Source organism: Rhizobium sp. 57MFTsu3.2 (assembly GCF_012932765.1).
Taxonomy (GTDB): Bacteria; Pseudomonadota; Alphaproteobacteria; order Rhizobiales; family Rhizobiaceae; genus Rhizobium; species Rhizobium altiplani.
The window spans coordinates 270,881-289,440 of sequence record NZ_JDWI01000002.1 but is presented as its reverse complement, the minus strand read 5'-3'; the positions used below and the strand labels follow the sequence as shown (position 1 = coordinate 289,440).

Genomic DNA, 18,560 nt, shown 5'->3' with positions numbered 1-18,560 from the left:
GATTGGATCTCCTATTGGTTCAGGTAATTTTCTAATGCGATGACGCGGTAGTTGCCGGCGCTGCCGGAAAGAACAATCGTGAAGCCCGAGCGCCTCTTGAGATCGACCTTGCTGGTTTCCGCTACATTCTTCCCGCCTTCCTGGATGGCAAAACTCAAGCTCAGTGGTGCTCTCAGCGATACGCTTTGAGCGTCTCCCTGCGCCACTGCCTTCAGTGCGGTGGCCTTGGCAGCCGGAACCACGAGATCCACCGCTTTCAAATCGCTTAGATTGTAGAGATAAACCTGTGCCTTCGACGGATCGTCCTTGACCGCATCCGTGTAAAGCTTCGTCTGCCCATCTGCCAGGGCGGCGTACGTGTAGTATTTTCCGGGTTCGGCCGTCACCTTGGCTGTCTTGGCCCCCAGGGACATCTCTACTTCGCCCGGCTTCACGTTGACGTAGGGTGAGACGCCATCGCTAAAATTCTCGATGGATGCCCCCGCAATGATGGCTGAAGAGGCACTTGCGTCAAGAACTCGAATGAAGGACGAATTCGGATCTATCGGCTTGCCGTAGAGGCCAGAGTCCTGGGCTAGCCCAGCTGAGTAGGTTGAGGCAACCAGAAGAGTTCCTGCGGCGAATATTCCAAAGGCACGAGCCCTATCCATCAGATTATCCTCCTCTTGTGTTGCAGATGCCGACCGACACTTCCTTCGCCGACATGCGATCAAACTCAAGGTTCAGTTTTTGCGATGCCTGTACTCCAAAGTAGCGCACAGGAAAGTAATACCGCCCGGTGGAGATCATCCTGTCCGCACGCCGAATGCTGCTCTCGAACATGTGGCCGTCATTCAATCGGAAGCGTAGGGTTGCCTGTCGACTGCGGTCATCGCCGGAATACACGTATATTACTGCCGAATCCGGAATTTTGCCGCCATCCTGAAGGGCGATTTCGAGAGTACTGTCGCCAACGGTTGAAATCTCGTCGGGCTCGATCTCGTGGCAACTCTGGCCAGCCGCCGTCCTCAACTCGAGCAGGGGCGCATCACCAAATTTTCCAAGACTGTTGTAGATCGGGTTTTCCCAGATGAGAAAGCGCGGTCGCGACTGCGCGAAGTTTTTCGACGTCAGATAGGATGTAATTGATCCGAACTGATTGCCGCCCGAGATCGAATAATTCGTAACCGGGGAGGAGAGCGCTTGCGAAAGGAAGCCCGCAAAGTTTGATGCAGCCAGATCCGAGTAGCTCGTTCCCACCAGCGCTACAGCGCCCTTCGAAGTGCCGTCTCCAAAGATATCGAGCCCGGCATCTCCGGCTGCCACCTCAGTGGTCGTAAACGCATCGGTTTCCGGCAACGGCAGGGCCTGTTTGCAGTTTGCCTGCAGCAGGCGGCGCATCGTTGAGATGATTGCCTGCCGCCCTGCGGGCTTGGTCTCGAATGAAGCCTTCGCGAGATCATCAATGCCCGGAAGTTGCTGGATTGCGGCCGCAATCTCATCTGCCGCCGCGCGAGCTCCTGAAGAGGTCCAGTGAAAGTCCGCTTGAAAGAACGGCGGCTCCTGGCCTCCCGCGCGCTTCATCGCACCGAGAACATCGACCGTCACCACCCCGTGGTCGCGAAGGCGCTTGATGACATCGTCATAGACGCGCTTTGCCACGTCGTAGTCAAAACCATAGTCGCCGGCCTCGCGCGGCAGATATTCGGGCATCACCAGGCTTTTTGTCGGAATTGGCACATAAACGAGCGTCGTTCCTCCTGCTTCCAGAGCCTCCGAGAGTGCGGCCATTTGACTGGCCGTATGCTCGGAAAGTTGCTGCTCCATTCGCAGATCCGCGATCGTCCGATAAAAATACCCCTGCCTGCCTTCCACGACGCTCAGTTGCTTGTCGGTCTCAAGGTTCGCACAGCCGAAGTTTGATTCCGCCTTGGCGGTATGGGCCAGCCCCAAAACGCCCAGTGCGCATAGGACAGCGCAGGGCCACCGCGACGATTTTGTCAGAGGATGCCTCATTGACTTACCTCGATCGGGTTGACGGGCGCAGCGTCGAGCTGCCGGAGCACCGCCGCGGCTACTGTCTTGACACTCAGTTCAGGTGACTTTTCGGCGATCGCCAGATATCTGCGGGCCTCGGATTTTTCGTCTTCGTCCAGCAGGCCTTCCGAGATCATCGCGATGGCTAAATCAAGCGCGACTTTGCTGTCGCCACCTTTTGCGGCCTCGCGTCGCAGTCGTTCGGCTTCCTGCGGGTTGGTGCCGAACGGCTCCCCGGCGGCATAGAATTTGACAAGCGCGTCGATTGCGACGGGGTTCCTGCGCGCGGCGTGCTGAAGCAGGGTCGCCTCTGCCTGGTCAAGGCGGACCTTGCTGACACCATCGCTGGCGCTCTTGAGCTGTCTTGCAAGCGGCGCAACCGCACCCGCCCTGCCGGTTGTGCAGGCAATTGTATAGTAGTGGATGGTATCCGCGTTATGGGCGGGATTTGTCGAGAGCCGTTTTGCGACGTAAAGCGCAGCCAGGCCATCGCCACGATCCGCCAACAATTGAAGCTCCCTGTAGGACACTTTTCGGTGGCCTATCATGCGCTTGCGAATTCCCTGAAGCTGGGCGCTGTTGAGCTGATCGGTGCGCGTTACTCCCTGATTAAATCCGCGTCGATAACGGCGTTCGTCGGCTTTCGATTTCCTGGTCTCGACCTTGGTGTTCTTGGGTTGGGTAACCGCGCCCGACTGCGTAACCGCGCCAGCGTCGCTGCCAGCGATGCATATCGCGATGCCAAGAGCGATCAGACTCGCGGTCCTGAGCATCCTATTACTCCTTCGTCTTGAGATCGTCCGACTTCCACAACGCCGGATCGGTCAAGTAGCGGATCGGAAATTCCCATATGACGGTCTCTGGCCAACTCGTGCCGTTTGCGTTGGACAAGAACTTGTGCATTGGAAAAACCGGTCCTCGACCGACCTCGGCGACATTGAGGACGTTCGATCCCAGTGCCGCTTCAAGATAAGAAGCGAATGACCAAGCCTCGTTGGCACTGTAACTTGTCCCGACCAGAACCGTTGGAAAGCTCTCGTCTGCCAGAATGTCATTTAGCGCGTCGGACCCGGTTTGCGACGCTGTTTGCGGCGTGATGCTTTCATCAGCCAGCCCGATCGCAGCCGCAAGCGCCCTGCCGGTGACGAATTTGACCAGGTCGCCCCGCACATCCTCGGCTGGGGCATCACTCAGTGCATATTGCGCCATGGGGGAAACACCCGCCCTGGCCCCGGTAGCCTCGGCGACGGCCTTGGCACCAAGCGGCGTCCAATGCGTGTCGGTCTTCAGAAAAACCGATCCCCTCGACTTCATCTCGAGAAGCGCCGCTCTTGCGTCTGCAAACTCAATATTCGCCGAAGCCATCGCGCGCGTGAAGTCCAGATAGCGATCCCGGGAAATCTCGGCGTAACGAGGATCTGCAAGGTGCTCGCGATAGACATCGTTCTTGGCTGGAAGCGGAACAACAATCAGGCGTACGCCGTGTGAGCGCAACGTCGCCGCGATCTTGGCTATTTCCCTTGTGGCGTCGCCGATACCGGCTTCAGCGCTCGCGGCACCGCGAAATTCCTCGTCCGAAAACAGCCATCCTTCCTTTCCGACGATAACGCCGCGGCGGCCCTCCCCAAGGACCATGTACCTGGCTGCACCGATCAGATCGAACGCGAGTTCCCGGTGGGGAAGCTCAGTCTTGTAGAGCGCGTCGAGCCCGTCTCCGAGCATGCCGTGGCTCAGGGAGCCGCCATCGGTTGGCAGCCGTGAAAAGGCGCCGGCAATCTTATCTCGGATGTCGACATTGGCGAAGGCCGCATAGCCGAACAGCAAGGCGGGAAGCAGGAACTTTGTAATCGGTATTGCGCGTTCAAACATGGCACCACCCTCAGAATTGAAAATAGAGGAAGGGAGTCTGGCTGGATTCCGCGAGCTTCAGAATGGTGACCGTGGCGAGCAAGGAAAGCAGCAGTGGCATGACGATCGGCTGGCGCATCACGGCGGCGCCGTCACCTGCCGGTGCTGCAATGTTTGTTTGCCTGAGCGATCCCATCATCGGCTCGATGGCCACCACGAAACACGCAACGGCCAGCGTCAACATTGCCTCATGCGTGACATCGAGAAGCGTGTCGGCACGAATTCCCAGCCCGTTTTGACCGAGCATGCCGCCATAAAGCGCAAAAGCATCGGCCACGCTGTCGGCGCGAAACATCACCCAGCCTAGCAACACGACAAGCAAGGTCCCTGGCAGGGCGATCCACCTGGTGTCGGCGATCCTGTTCCAGCCAGTCGCACGCTCAAGCGCAAGCCATCCGCCGTGCCATCCACCCCAAAGCACGAACGTCCAGTTTGCTCCATGCCACAGGCCGCCAAGCAGCATGACCAGAACCAGATTGACATAGGTGCGCGTCGGGCCGAGCCGACTGCCGCCCAGCGGAATGTAAAGGTAGTCACGAAGCCAGCTCGACAGGCTGATGTGCCAGCGACGCCAGAATTCGGTTATGCTGCGGCTGATGTAGGGGTTGTCAAAGTTTGGTCTGAACTGGAAACCGATCATCAGCCCGAGGCCGATTGCCATGTCGCTATATCCCGAAAAGTCAAAATACAGCTGCATCGCGTAGGCGATCGCGCCGAGCCAGGCCTCCGCCATGGTCGGATGCGAGCTTGCAAAAACGGTGTTGGCAATGGGCGCGATGGGATCGGCAAGCAGCACCTTCTTTGCAAGGCCTATGACGAACAGGGACGTGCCGTCCGTGAACTTCTCGAGCGTATGCTGCCTCGACTGGAACTGGCCGGCGAGATCCCTGAAGCGCAAAATGGGGCCTGCTATCAGCTGCGGAAAGAGGGCCTTGTATGCGGCCAGGTCGATGAAATTGCGGGTTGCAGGCGTGTCACGCCGATAGACGTCGACCAGATAGCTGATCGACTGGAAGATATAGAAAGAGATACCGATCGGAAGGATGAGGCGCCAGTGAACGCCAAGGCCGTGCGCATCGGTTCCCATCAACTGGGCGAAGCTGTCGATAAAGAAATTCAGGTATTTGAAGATGCCGAGCACCGCCAGGCACCCGGCAATCCCGATGGTTAGGAAGAGCTTGGCATGGCGGCTACCGAGATTGCGCTCGACCAGGATTGCAAAGGTGTAAACCCAGACGGTCGTTCCGAACAAAAGAAAAAGGAAGTCCATGCGCCACCACGCGTAGAAGACATAGGATCCCAAAAGGATGGTGACGGAGCGGCCCCGCATGGGCGTCAAATAATAGACCGCCAGGAAAACTGGCAGAAAGAGAAACAGGAAGACTTCGGAGGAGAATACCATTTTGATTCATCCCCTCTTTCCTGCGCAGGCAGCAAGGTCGACAGCGGAAAACGCCGCGAGAGCTGGCTGGTTGTCGATTGTTTTTCCCGCAAGGCGAAATTCGCCAGGCTGCCTTGACGCGTCGAAAGCCAGCAATTGGCCGACGCTACCGGCAAATTCACCGACGCCGAGGCGCGGCATTTGCCTGTCGAAATCATTTCCCACCAGAACCACGGATCCGACACCTGACCCAGCCAGGCCCGCGCGGTTTTCGCTAAACGCATTGCGGGATACTTCGAGCGGCATGCCGTGATACTGGTCGTCGACCGAAAGGCCAGCAAAGCCGTTGCCTGCGAGGTGGTTTTGACGAACGTGGCTGTGAAGTGCCGTGCGCATCGCAACGCCCTTGGAACCATTGTTGATGACAGCGTTTTGCTGCACCGTGACGCAGGCTGCTGTATCGACGCCGATGCCGGTCAGTTCCGACAGGGCAACGATGTTGTTGGAGATCGCAACCGATGTCGCGCCACCGGTCACAAAAATTCCGTTGCCCGCGCCGCCCACGACGAGATTGTCATTGATCGTGACGCCGCTCGAGCTGCTCATCACCTTGATGCCATGCGAGCCACGTTCGCCGACGATAATGTTTCCAGCGATGTGCACGTCGCGCGCAGCTCTCAGGATGATTGCCGTCGTTGGGCTGTCAATGAAGCGATTACCCAGAATATTCAAGCCGTTGACGTCGATCAGGCTGAGGCCCGCGACATCCTGGAACAGACTGCCTTGCACGATCGAAGGCCTGGCGGCATTCGCAAATTGCTGTCGGGCGAATGCAATGCCTGCGGTTTCAGCTGACGCGTCGAAGCCAAGGCTGACGAGATTACTGCGATCAATTGTTGTGGTGCCGCCGAAGGTAGTCAGGACGAAGGCCCGAAATGTCGACGCGCCCCGGCCAATGCCTTGCAATGTTGCATGATCAACCGTGAGCGAACCGGCGTTCACCATGAACGCGCCCTTGGCATTGTCCATCTTGAGAATTTCGCCGGGCGTTATCTTCAACTCTGCGCCATTCCAGATGAAGATTGGCGTGTGTGCAATGTATCCACCAGGCGTTGCCTCGAGATGCCCGGCGTGGCCAAGCGCTTCCAGTTCACGCCTGACATCGCCAAGCCGGAACGAGCCGCTCTCGATGACGATTGCACCGATCCCGTCAGGCGGCTGCGCAGCCAGAACCGTCTCCATGAAACCGGCGCCGGCTGATGGACCGATGCGGCGCACAAGAATGTCGACGGCAGATCGGCTGATCCTTTTCTGGCGACTTGAAGCAGGGACGCTGTCTGGCTGTTTGAGTGCTGGGAGCGCGTGAACCTCCCCAAAGGCCGCAGCGCGCTGGAAGACATCAGGCGCCGCGACGGAGAGGTCACGGGCGTCCTGTACCAGGGCCAGGAGCGGTTGCTGCTTCTGTGCAGGTCCGCCGTCCGTCGCCGACGACGACGTTGCAACTGCTATCGCACCGACCAGGGAGGCTACCCTCAACCAGCTAGGCATAGTCGGCCATCCTCACGCCGGTTGCGAACTGTGTCAGAGATGGCGCGACGACGCCGGCCATTACCGTTCCACAGCTGATCTCGACGATTTCCGCAGCACCATCTGCATTGTTGAAAAGCGTTACGCTCGTTGCCGAATCGATCATCGCCGACAAGCCGGCGGTGAGCTGTTCCTGAGACCGGTTGCCATTCACGCTGACGCTGCCGCGGATCACCACGAGCACCCGCGACACGCCTTCTTCCCCTATCAGGGTCACCTGCTTTCCCGGATCAACCGTCAGCAGGTCCATTGCAAATCCCGCACCCGCCTGCATGGTCTTCATGCCGCCCCATTCCGTGACCTGACTGCGGTGGCGTTCTGCTTCGCGGCGCTTGAGCGAAACGAGATGTTCGACGATCTTCTTGACATCCTGCGCACTGGCCCTGTTGGTGACGAGCAGGGCGTCATCGGTATCAACGACGACGACGTCATTCATGCCAACCACGGCCACCAGGCGATCACTGCCGCGAACCAGAGAGCCGCGGGTGTCCAACAAGACAACATCGCCCGATGTGACGTTGCCGCTCTCGTTCTTCAAGCCGATCGAATGGACGGAGGTCCATCCTCCTACGTCGTCCCATTCGATTACAGTTGGGGCAAGTGCGATATCCCTGCATTTTTCGAACACAGCCATTTCCGTCGGCTGGCTGACGGCCTGCGCAAAGAAATGCTCCTCCAGAAGCAGTCCGCTTTCAGCGGCCAACGGCGAAGCCGCCATCAAAGCGCGGGTGACTGCATCAAGTGTGGCTGGGTCGTACCGTCGATATTCATCGACAAGTTTATCGGCCCGGAACATGCTGATACCGGAAGCCCAGTACGCAAAGCCGGTGTCAATCAGCGACTGGGCGACATTGACGCTCGGCTTTTCGATAAAGCGTTCAACCCTGTGAAGGCCGGGATAATCGTCAAACTCGCCGCCATCCATGATGTAGCCATATCCCTTTTCCGCATAGGTCGGATGGATACCGAAGGTCACGATCATTCCATCGAAAGCCGCACGGTGCATCCGCGCGATGACACGGTTCAGGTCGCCCTGAATCACGTGATCGGAAGGAAGGACAATGAGAACGGCATCAGGCTCGGCTGCCATGAGGTAGAGGGCCGCGGCAAGAACGGCCGGCCCGGTGTTTCGAGTTACCGGCTCCGTGAGGATGCTGGCTTTGCATTGTATTTCACGAAGCTGACGGCCCACTGTTTCCACGTGTCGCGCATTCACACACACGATCGGATCAGAAAACATTTGCGTGCGATGGCGCTGAACGGTGCTTTGAAAGAACGTCAGCGTGCCGTCGCCGTTAATGGGTTGAAACTGCTTCGGCTGATGAGCCCTGGACAGCGGCCAGAGACGCGTCCCGGAGCCGCCGCAGAGAATAAGGGGATGTATGCGCTTCATTGTGCACCTCCTACGGTTTGCTCGGCCGCAAACGAGATGCCGCTGCGAATGGTTCGCAGCCATTGCGGGGTAGCGTCTAGACGGACGGCAACAGGTGATCCTGGCTGCAGTCCGGACACGGGTTGCAGTGGAACCAGAACTACCGATGCTGATTGGCCATCACCAATGGCTTCGCGATCAACTTCGACCTTCGCAGGAACGGAGCCGCCATCGGCGGTTTCAATCGTCACTTTCGCGCCGTCCGCAACATGGCGGAAGTCGGAGCCCGTGAAGGACGTGCGAACGATCATCGGCGCTCCCGGCTCGCTGACGAAGAGAACCGGCTGACCGGCAATCACGGTCCCACCCTTCGCAAGACCGGCTGTCTCAACATCGCAGTCGCAAGGCATCGTAGCCGTTACCGCAACGCCGGTTGACGCAAGGATCGAATATGCGGGCTTGCCGACTGCGGCATGAGTGTCGATAAAATCAAGCTGACCGCCCGTTGTTGCGGTCATCGTCGAACCCTGCCTGTAAGCAATCGCCGGTGCCTCGACGTCCGTCACGAAAAGGCGGTCACTGAGCACCGATGCTGCAAAGACAAATAGCGCAGCCGACGCGGCTGCGACGACGCATGTGCCGAGCAATTTCGAAAGGCGCGATGAGCCAGACTGGGCGACCTTGTGTGCGGTACTTTTGCCTTTCGGCAGACTGCTTTCGGCCACCAGCATCCCATTAACGTCGACGTGGTCGCCAGCAAGCCAGGAATTCAGGATGTAACGCAGTTGCGGCATGTGCTGGCCGGTCGGATCGCGATAGCGAAGAGTAACTGCTCCGGTCTTGCTGTCAGCAGCAGAAACCGTCACGTCGATTGGAAGAGACATCCAGAAGCTCCCAAAATTGAAGCGAAAGATCGCCAATTTGTGGGCGCCCGGCCAATTTGCTCCGACGATTCCCGTCACGCGGGCCGCGACCATGGACAGTGCGGAGCCCTCATATGATCGCCCGTCGATGGTCACCGAAAAGGGCAGTTTGACGCGCGGATGTTCGTTGCCATCGGCAAAATCGAGCAAACTGTCGCGTTCCGCGTCTGTTGGCGGTGGGCTATCATTGTGTTCACGTTGATCAAATGTCGTCATGAGAAACTCCAAATCAGATCTTGGCGCTTGAAATCATAAAGGCAGCGAACAACAGCCACCCGCTTGCGAGGATGTGTACGTAGGTCGACGAGAGCCCGCGAAGGCGCTCGGAGGCGGATGGAATGCGGTGTGAGGCTTCGGCCGTTTGACGTGTCCATCTCTGTCGATCGAGACGAAAAAACACGAAGCTTTTGACGAGCGCCCCACAGATCTGGCTGAAATAAAGAAGGAACGGATAGGATATCGGGAAGGACGGTCGGAATGTCGCCAGCAGGCAGCAGTTTATGTACCGCGTGAACATGACCCACGCGACATAGATCGGCAGGACGAGCGGACTGACGAAGAGTGTCGACATGAGCACCGCTACCGGGCCGAAGAGGGTAGTCCACATGGAGATGCGCTGGTCCAGAAGCGACCACCAGGTGAACAAGCCAATGCGTCTTGGCCCAAGAGCCAATGCTCGGCCATTGGTTCGCAGCATGTTGCCAAACCAGCGCAGCATCAATGCCACAGCGGAACCCACAAACCCCGGCTTCGGCTGGCTTTCCATCGAAACAGAGCGCACGTCGGGCAGGTAGGCCATTTCATAGCCGTTCTTCAACAGCCAGAACCACGTCGACTTGTCGTCACCGGTGACAAAGGGGACTTTGCCAAGACGCCAGTGCTCAAGCGAGTCGTACTGAATGCTCTCGATAAAATCGGCATTGCAGGCGAGAGACGCACGGAATATCGACAGGCGTCCGGTCAGGGTCAGAACGCGCCTTGATAGCCCCATCGAAGACATCATCATGTGGCGCTGCGTGAAGCGCAGATTGAACCAGTCGCGAAAGAGCTTTGAATCGCTGATTTCACAATCTTCGTCGGTCGTAACAGCGCCCAGGCTGTCATCAACGAAGAAGGGCGCGCATGCCTCCACAACATCTTCCGGTGGGCAGCTGTCACCGTCGACGAAGACCACAATGTCATCATATGTGGGGCATTGCCTCGAAAGGATACGCAAGGAAGCAGCCAAGGCATCGCGTTTGCCGGTCGCCGGTATCCGATCAACGATCAGATGAACGCCTCTGGCGTTTTGCGGCATCAACGAAAAAATTCGCCGAACCAAACGCTCGTCAGCGACGTCCACGACAGAGGCAACGACAGTGGCGCCGCCCCGGGATGCGGCTGCAGCCCGAAAAATCGCGCGGTAGACACGCACTGTTACCGCGACATCAACCTTGTAGCTCGTGACGACAAAGAAGGCGTGAGCCGGTCGGTTTCTTGTCTCGTATGCCCTGACTGCAGCTGCTCGTCGGGCTGGATGCGCGAAGTGAATGAAGAGCTTCGCCCTTGCGAAATTCACAGCACCCCAGCCATAGCGCCAGATACCCAGTGTGCCGATTGTCAGCGCCAGGCCGGCATTCTCCGCGAGCCGGTGGGTCGGCACGGCAATCGCAATACTCACGAACACCAGCATGTAGAGGATGTGACCAAGCACAAGCATACGGGTCTCTCCTACCAGCAAATGCCCTCGTAGAAGCCGCCTGACCGCAAGTCCGGCCTGAGACGGGTGAGGTCGACAAGACTTTTGGCCACGGCGGCTCGTGCCAATGGCTCGATCGTCTCTTCATAGCGATTGCCGACCAGAAGGACGTCGGCTTCGTCGATCAGTTCTTCGATCCCGGCAACCAGTCGTTCCTTTAGGTCGGGAACCTTGCCGTCGCCGCGCCCGGATCCACCAAGCTCGCTCTGATAGGCAACACGGACGCTCGGGTCGTAGACCTTCAGGCCGAAGCCCTTGGAAATCAGCCGTGATGCGAGCTCGGCAAGCGGGCTCTCCCGCAAATCGTCCGTCCCTGCCTTGAAGCTTATTCCGACCATTCCGACGGATCTGCCACCGCTGTTGTGGACGAGATTCTCGGCTCTCTCGATTTGGCGAGTGTTTGCCTCAAGGACCGAATCCAGCATTGGCGTCGCAACACCGCCTTTATGCGCGACATGACGCAGCGCGCGCACATCCTTTGGCAGGCAGGAACCGCCAAAAGCAAACCCCGGTCGCATGAAATAGGGCGACATGCTCACCTTGCTGTCGGAGCAGAGAACCTTCATGACCAACTGGCCGTCGATCCCACAGCTCTTGGCAATGTTGCCGATTTCGTTTGCGAAGGTGATCTTGGCCGCGCGCCACGAATTGCTCGTGTATTTGATCATTTCCGCGGTCGACAGCGGCACGACGCTGCACACGCAGGGAAGCCTGCCATTCAGCTCGCGCAGGACGTTTTCAGTCGTGGAGTCGAGGGCGGCAAAAACGATAAGGCCCGGATTGTAGTTGTCATCGATGGCTGTACCTTCACGAAGGAATTCAGGATAATAGCCAACCCCGAAATCCCTCCCTGCCGTCAGGCCCGAAACCATCTCGAGGATCGGTATGCAGGTCTCTTCCATTGTCCCTGGTACAATCGTGGAACGCAGGACAACGGAGTGGAATGAGTTCTTTTTGCGCAAGGCACCGGCAACATCGCTGCACGCCTGCTTGACATAGTTGAGCTCAACTGAGCCCTCGGCGGCGCTGGGTGTTCCCACACAGATGAATGTTATGTCAGTATTGGCCACTGCCGCGCAAACATCTGTCGTGGCCGAGAGCCGTCCACGGTTGACGTTTCGGGCCAGCAGCGTCGCCAGTCCAGCTTCGACAATTGGCGGCTCACCCACATTGAGTTTGGCCACTTTCGAGGGATCGGTGTCAACCGCGACAACAGTGTGACCGTCCTCCGCGAGACAGGCAGCCGAAACGGCACCGACATATCCGATGCCAATAATGCTTATTCTCGACATGTCATGTCCCCGTTTTACGATCACTAAAAACTCTCGCTTCGGAATCCGGCAGCGTCTGCTTTTTAGGCAAGTCTCGAGTCTCGTCAGGCGCAAGAGAATGTTATGCCCGCGACAAAAGAAATGAAGTCGGGAAAAACAGAATAAATGTAGGGAAAATGCGAAAATCCGATTTTATATTTAGGCGCAATTGTATTGATCCGTAGAATAGACGGCAGCATCTATAGTACGTTCTATTTACGCGCGCGATTTAAGTATTGTATATGTCGAACCAGCCTCTCGATGCGCCATATTTTACTATGGATGCCCGGCTGGAAAGGCTGAGCTTGTCGGCTCCACGTGCCTTGTATGTCTCGACCGTTTTGGTGCTCACATGGATTTCGGCGGCAATTTCCTTCGTGCTGAATCCATATGCAAAAAGCTTCAGCACGATTTCCTCTCTGGCGCTGAGATTGCCCTCGGAAAGACGCTCGATCCTCTCGGGTCCGCTATTGATCAGGGAATGAAAACTGCGAATATCGAGCGCCGACAAGCTGTTGAAGACAGCCGCGCTGATGTAGTGGCCACCCTGCGCAACAAGCGATATCGCCTTATAGATCTGCTGATCATCGTCGTTGGTGAAGACGATGTTTAGCATGCCATCGACGTAGATTTCGTCGATCCGGCGCGCGATCAGGGGATCCACCGCGTAGATGACCTTGAACGAGCTATCCCGCTCGGCATTTGACAGCCGACGCACGGCCCTGCCGACTGCAAGGTCAGCGTCATTTCCCACTTCGCAAATGACAACAGTGGGGAGGGTTCGACCGATGAAATCGACCAAAGATTCCTCCTTGCGTTTCGTGTCGACGAAACACATCGAGGAATCTCCCAACAAACTTGAACCTATGACGTCGGGCAGTCCCGGAGATGCGCAAATAGCCGAAACCCGGCTCTTATTCGGTGCCATGAAAGTTCCTCGATTAAGACGAAACTTCCTCCCAGGCTTAGTTCGAAGTTACTGCATGTGTCCCGATGTAATACGACATCGCCTCCGGACATCAGTGAAGTAAGCTAGAACAGTGCTTATAGTTTGGAATTTAAATTACTAAGTCAAGGGATAAATAAACATCTTTTGTCGCGCGATTTATCGAAAGTAAGCCGATAAATACAGTTTTTTGCTGCATAAACATGTCGGCGATACTGAAAGTTGCTGACCTCGGCAAACCTGTGATGACGGCATTTGATCGACCGCAACGGTGAGTAGTGTCAACCATGTGGGTGCTTTTCCCCACACGATAGTCCCGCGATGCCGCGCCAGGCAGCCCTACTTGTGGAACCGAGCTGCGGGACGACCAGATCAAGATGAGCCGACGGATATGGATGCAGATCAAGGCTCTGATCGCCGGGAGCGGGCTGCTGAAGAAAACCCTTTCATGCCGGGGAGCCCAGGCGTCTGCTGACAATTTTTCACGCCCAACGGAACCTTTTCGCGATTGGGAGGTTTGAGCCATGGCCACGCGCGGAGCCCTTCCTCCGGGCCACGCCTTTGGTGAAGGGCCTGCTGTCTCCCAGGCCAGGCTCTTCACCGTCCTTCCCACGCATTCGAGACAGGGACCGACCCGATTGAGGCAACGACATCGTTGTCAGCTCGCCATCAGCGTTCCAAGCCTGGATGTCCCGGGGCTTGCCGATTTCAGCGACTAACGGTAGCATTTGTGAATTGCGGTCGATCTGATACCTACTTTTAAGTGCCTGGAGTTGAAGAAGCCATCTCGGTTCTGCTGGAGACTGGTCGATGAAACTGTCACGTCGTGTTCCGCCAGCCTGCCTGTTGATCGTGCTTGCAGCCTGGATGGCCGCGCCTCAGGGTGCAGTGGCACAGACTGCCCCATCGGTTGGCGTTATCAGCGTTCCGGTGGAAGATGTTTCGCCCAAGCACGAATTCGTCGCGCGCGTGGAAGCGGTTAATGCCGTCGATATTCGATCGCGGATCGAAGGGTTCCTGGACAAGCGCCTTTTCGACGAAGGCCAGGTCGTCCAAAAGGATCAGGACCTGTTCCTTATCGATCCTCGATCCCTGGAAATATCCTTGTCAGATGCCAAGGCTGCCCTTGCGAGTGCGCAGGCGACCCTGGCTGACGCCCAGCGTCGACTTGCGCGAAATCAGTCACTGACCACACAGACCGTATCGCGCGCAACGCTGGAAGAAAGTCAAGCCGCGGTCGAAACCTCTCAGGCTTCCGTGATGTCGGCGCAGGCGCGAGTGGGCCAAGCCGAACTTAATCTCAGCTACACCCGGATAACCGCACCGATCAAGGGGCGCATAGGGGCGGCCGAGTTGTCGGTCGGCAGCTTCGTCAGCGGCAGTTCGGTGACACTGGCTCGCATTGTCGAGCTGGATCCGATCCGGGTTGTATTCTCTGTCAGCGACCGATCGATCCTTGAACTGCGTGCGGCTGCCGGAGGTGCCAGCAAGGACGATCTTGCAAAGCGGTATGAGCCTACCCTGCGACTATCCAACGGTCAGCAGTACAAGGAACCCGGCAAGATCGAGTTTTTCGGAAACGAGATCGACGAATCAACGGGAACGCTGGCAATTCGAGCGCTGTTTCCCAATCCGGAGCTCCTGCTCACCCCGGGCCAGTTCGTAACGGTGATAATTTCGGAAAGGGAAAAGACGCTGCGCCCGGTTGTGCCGCTCGGAGCAGTCCAGCAGGATCGCGAGGGCAAGTTTGTCCTGCTCGTCGATGAAAAGAACGAGGTCGCGCTGCGGCGCATAAAAGTCTCCCAACAAGTGGGAGCAAACTGGGAGGTGGACGACGGCTTGAAAGGCGGCGAGAAGCTGATCGTCGAGGGCCTGCAGAATGTCTCCGAGGGCTTGGCTGTGACCGTCACTCAGATATCCCCTGATGACAACAACCTGACCTCTGCCACTCCCGTCCTATCACCATCCGGTACGCCGCAATGAATATATCCGCGCCGTTCATTGCCCGGCCAAGGTTCGCGATGGTTATTGCGATCGTCATGATCATCGCAGGACTCGTCTCCCTCCTTCAGATACCCGTCGCGCAGTTTCCGCAGATCACCCCGCCCGAAGTCCAGGTGACGGCAAGTTATCCGGGCGCGAGTGCCAGTGTCATGACTGACAGTGTGGGAGCACTGATCGAAGATCAGGTGAATGGTGTCGAAGACATGCTCTACATGTCGTCTTCGAGCACCAACAACGGCAGCTATAGTCTGACGGTCACATTTGCGGCAGGGACAGACCCGGCGATTGCCCAAGTCAACGTACAAAATCGCGTCGCAATGGCGACACCACGCCTTCCTGCTGCGGTCTCCCAAACAGGCGTCTCGGTGAGAAGTCGTTCCTCGAGCATGCTTCTCGGTTTTGCGGTCTATTCCCCAAAGGGGACCAAGGACGACGTCTTCATCAGCAACTACGCGACGATCAATATCCGAGATGCGATCGCACGCCTGCCGGGCGTCGGGGAAGCCAGCGTATTTGGTCCCGTCTACAGCATGCGCGTCTGGATGAACCCTGATCGGATGCAGGCGCTTGGGGTGACGGCATCCGACTTGACCGCGGCCATCCAGGGCCAGAACGCGCAGGCATCCGCCGGCCAGCTAGGATCTCCTCCATCGCCGACAGGCCAGCAATTGCAATTGACGGTCCAGGCCCAGGGACGGCTTGCGGATGCAACAGAGTTCGGCAACATAATCGTCCGCACCAACAGAGACGGAGCGATCGTGCGTCTTCGCGACGTCGCCCGGGTGGAGCTCGGAGCGCAATCATACGACACGGCCTCAACCCTGAACGGGCAGCCGAGTGCCACGGTTGTCGTTTATCAATCTCCGGATGCAAATGCGCTCGCCGTGTCAGCCGCGGTCCTTGCGGAACTGCAAACATTGTCGAAGCAGTTTCCTGACGACGTCGCATATACGGTCGTTTTCGACACGACCACTTTCGTTCGCCAAACCATCGAGGAAATTTTCATTACGCTGGCAATCACCTTTGTGCTTGTCGTGGCGGTCGTCTTCCTTTTTCTGCAGGACTGGCGTGCAACGGTCATTCCCACGTTGACGATTCCCGTTTCGCTGATAGGCGGCTTTGCCGTGCTTTACGTGATGGGGTATTCAGCGAATACAATCACGCTGTTCGCCATGATCCTTGCGGTCACTCTGGTCGTCGACGACGCGATTATCGTCGTGGAAAACGTCCAGCGCGTCATGAGCGAAACCGGCGTCGACGTGCGCGAGGCGACACTGCGCACGATGGACCAGGTCACCGGCCCGATTGTCGCCACCACACTGGTGCTGGCCGCCCTCTTCGTGCCAGTCGCCTTTCTCGCCGGAATAACCGGTGAGCTCTATCGGCAATTTGCGGTCACCATCCTGGTCACGATCACTTTCTCGACAATCAACGCGCTGACGTTCAGTCCGGCAATTTGCGTTCTGATGCTGCGCACCACCCCCGAGAGCCGCTCGCGGTTTTTTGTCAAGGTGAACCAGGGACTGGATGCTTCACGGCGGTTTTATCTGCGGTTGCTCGATCTCTTTGCCCGCAAGCTTGCCCTCAGCGCGCTGGTTTTTGCTGTCATCGTGGGCGGTACATACGGTTTCTATCGCATCCTTCCGACCGGCTTTGTTCCTTCGGAAGACCAGGGCTATCTCTTCATGAATGTGCAATTGCCGAACGCCGCTTCGCTCGAACGCACGCAGCAGACAATTGCGGCCGTCAGTTCCGTGCTTCAACGCACGCCGGGCGTTGCAAATACGATCGGAATTGCCGGCGCAAGCATGGTTGGTGGCGGCGGCTCCAATTCCGGAATGATCATTTCCGCGCTGAAGCCCTGGAATGAACGGGGGGCCGATCAAAGCGTCTTTGCTCTCATGGACCGATTGCGCGCGGAGTTTGCCGCGATTTCGACCGCCTCGGTCGTGCCGTTCAATCCGCCTGCAATTCCCGGTCTCGGGACGACGGGGGGTTTTGACTTCCGACTTCAGGCGCGGGCCGGGCAAAGCCAGGCGGAGCTCGCCGAAGTCATGAGGGGCCTGATTATCGCAGCAAACCAGACAAAGACATTGACCAGTGTCTTCAGTACTTTTTCCGCCGACGTTCCCGAGGTCTATCTCGATATCGACAGGAAGCGCACGGAGCTTTACGGGGTTTCGCCCGCCACGATCTTCAACACGCTGCAAGCCCACCTGGGATCGTCATATGTCGACGACTTCAATATTTTTTCGCGCGTATACCAGGTTCGCCTTCAGGACGAACCGAGTTTTCGAACCCGCATCGAGGACATTCAACGGCTGAGAGTGCGAAGCCAGTCGGGGAGCCTTATTCCGCTACAGGGACTGCTTTCCATTTCTACCGTCTACGGACCCAACTCCATCAGCCGCTACAATCTTTTCCCGTCCGCGGCGATCAACGGACAGGCTGCCGCGGGAACGAGTACAGGCGCCGCGCTCGACGCCATGGAGACACTCGCTGCGCAAAAGCTGCCGCCCGGCTTCGGATACGAGTGGACGGGCATGGCGCTTCAGGAGAAGCAGGCCGGTAACCAAACAACAATCATCCTGATTGCGGGGATCCTTTTCACCTACCTCTTCCTCGTTGCCCAATACGAAAGCTGGAGCGTCCCGCTTGCAGTGATGCTGTCCGTGACGGTGGCAGTTCTGGGAGCGCTGGGCAGCCTTCTGATTGGTGGTATCGACCTCAACATCTACGCCCAAATTGGCCTGCTGCTGCTGGTCGGACTGGCCGCCAAAAATGCGATTCTCATCGTGGAGTTCGCCAAGAAGCGCCGGGAGGAAGGGCTGAGCATCATGGAAGCGGCGACCGATGGCACGTCACAGCGCTTCAGGCCAGTGCTGATGACTGCGATGGCATCTGTGCTTGGCGTGGTGCCGCTGGTCGTGGCTACAGGTGCGGGAGCAGGCAGCAGGCAGGCAATCGGCACGACGGTTCTCGGCGGCCTGGTGGTCGGATCGGTCGTCGGCCTCCTGATAATTCCACTCCTCTATATATACGTTCAAACGGTCAGGGAGGCGGTCAAGCGTCAGCTTTTTGGTGTCGATCGGGTCGATCCAGACAGCAAACCTCCGGCTGCGGCGGCCGCGGATTGAAAATCCCAACTCTTTAGGAAAGCTGAACTTTGGGGTTCTCTGCCGAGAGAGAGCACTATAGTTCTTGAAAGCGGACCATCTGGAAGATCGCGTCCTCTCATTGAGGCGGAGGAGCAATCACGCCATCGGTCGGTGCAGCAGACGTCGAGCTGCTACAACCTTGCAACCCGGCGCAGCGGACGCGCGCCCCGCGGATATGACTCGCTCGGGCGCCACTTCACGACTTGAGATCGTTAGC

General features: G+C 57.7%; 13 protein-coding genes. 2 read left to right on the top strand and 11 right to left on the bottom strand.

Features of this window, described 5'->3' with window-relative positions:
* Positions 1 to 11 precede the first annotated feature (11 nt).
* From AF71_RS03885 to AF71_RS03835, 11 genes are all read right to left on the bottom strand, one after another.
* On the bottom strand, positions 12 to 650 hold the full coding sequence (locus AF71_RS03885; RefSeq protein ID WP_169680055.1) for an alginate O-acetyltransferase AlgF: 639 nt from the start codon (positions 648 to 650) through the stop codon (positions 12 to 14).
* A gap of 4 nt (positions 651 to 654) precedes the next feature.
* A complete protein-coding gene (locus AF71_RS03880; RefSeq protein WP_169680053.1) occupies positions 655 to 1,995 on the bottom strand; it encodes an alginate biosynthesis protein in 1,341 nt (446 codons plus the stop codon).
* Positions 1,992 to 2,789 (bottom strand): hypothetical protein, encoded by a 798-nt coding sequence (locus AF71_RS03875; RefSeq protein WP_169680051.1) that lies wholly within the window; start codon positions 2,787 to 2,789, stop codon positions 1,992 to 1,994. Before AF71_RS03875 ends, AF71_RS03880 begins: the two co-directional genes overlap by 4 nt.
* A 4-nt stretch (positions 2,790 to 2,793) precedes the next feature.
* Positions 2,794 to 3,885: an alginate O-acetyltransferase gene (locus tag AF71_RS03870; protein ID WP_169680049.1), complete on the bottom strand. Its 1,092-nt coding sequence runs from the start codon at positions 3,883 to 3,885 to the stop codon at positions 2,794 to 2,796.
* 10 nt (positions 3,886 to 3,895) lie between these two features.
* Positions 3,896 to 5,326, bottom strand: a complete 1,431-nt coding sequence (locus tag AF71_RS03865) for an MBOAT family protein (RefSeq protein ID WP_169680047.1) — start codon at positions 5,324 to 5,326, stop codon at positions 3,896 to 3,898.
* A 6-nt stretch (positions 5,327 to 5,332) separates the two neighbouring features.
* The gene (locus AF71_RS03860) at positions 5,333 to 6,853 is read right to left on the bottom strand and encodes a right-handed parallel beta-helix repeat-containing protein (RefSeq protein ID WP_169680045.1); all 1,521 of its coding nucleotides are present in this window, start codon (positions 6,851 to 6,853) and stop codon (positions 5,333 to 5,335) included.
* Positions 6,846 to 8,285: a mannose-1-phosphate guanylyltransferase/mannose-6-phosphate isomerase gene (locus AF71_RS03855; protein WP_169680044.1), complete on the bottom strand. Its 1,440-nt coding sequence runs from the start codon at positions 8,283 to 8,285 to the stop codon at positions 6,846 to 6,848. Before AF71_RS03855 ends, AF71_RS03860 begins: the two co-directional genes overlap by 8 nt.
* Positions 8,282 to 9,403, bottom strand: a complete 1,122-nt coding sequence (locus AF71_RS03850; protein ID WP_169680042.1) for a hypothetical protein — start codon at positions 9,401 to 9,403, stop codon at positions 8,282 to 8,284. The genes AF71_RS03855 and AF71_RS03850 overlap by 4 nt, the downstream gene beginning before the upstream one ends.
* A gap of 13 nt (positions 9,404 to 9,416) precedes the next feature.
* On the bottom strand, positions 9,417 to 10,886 hold the full coding sequence (locus AF71_RS03845) for a glycosyltransferase (RefSeq protein WP_169680040.1): 1,470 nt from the start codon (positions 10,884 to 10,886) through the stop codon (positions 9,417 to 9,419).
* Positions 10,887 to 10,897: 11 nt separating this feature from the next.
* A complete protein-coding gene (locus tag AF71_RS03840) occupies positions 10,898 to 12,217 on the bottom strand; it encodes a nucleotide sugar dehydrogenase (protein WP_169680038.1) in 1,320 nt (439 codons plus the stop codon).
* A gap of 247 nt (positions 12,218 to 12,464) precedes the next feature.
* Positions 12,465 to 13,073 (bottom strand): LuxR C-terminal-related transcriptional regulator, encoded by a 609-nt coding sequence (locus tag AF71_RS03835; RefSeq protein WP_169680036.1) that lies wholly within the window; start codon positions 13,071 to 13,073, stop codon positions 12,465 to 12,467.
* A 918-nt stretch (positions 13,074 to 13,991) separates the two neighbouring features.
* Here AF71_RS03835 and AF71_RS03830 point away from each other — a divergent pair.
* Together AF71_RS03830 and AF71_RS03825 are read left to right on the top strand one after the other, a co-directional pair.
* Positions 13,992 to 15,164: an efflux RND transporter periplasmic adaptor subunit gene (locus tag AF71_RS03830; protein WP_169680034.1), complete on the top strand. Its 1,173-nt coding sequence runs from the start codon at positions 13,992 to 13,994 to the stop codon at positions 15,162 to 15,164.
* On the top strand, positions 15,161 to 18,322 hold the full coding sequence (locus AF71_RS03825) for a multidrug efflux RND transporter permease subunit (protein ID WP_169680032.1): 3,162 nt from the start codon (positions 15,161 to 15,163) through the stop codon (positions 18,320 to 18,322). The genes AF71_RS03830 and AF71_RS03825 overlap by 4 nt, the downstream gene beginning before the upstream one ends.
* Positions 18,323 to 18,560 lie beyond the last annotated feature (238 nt).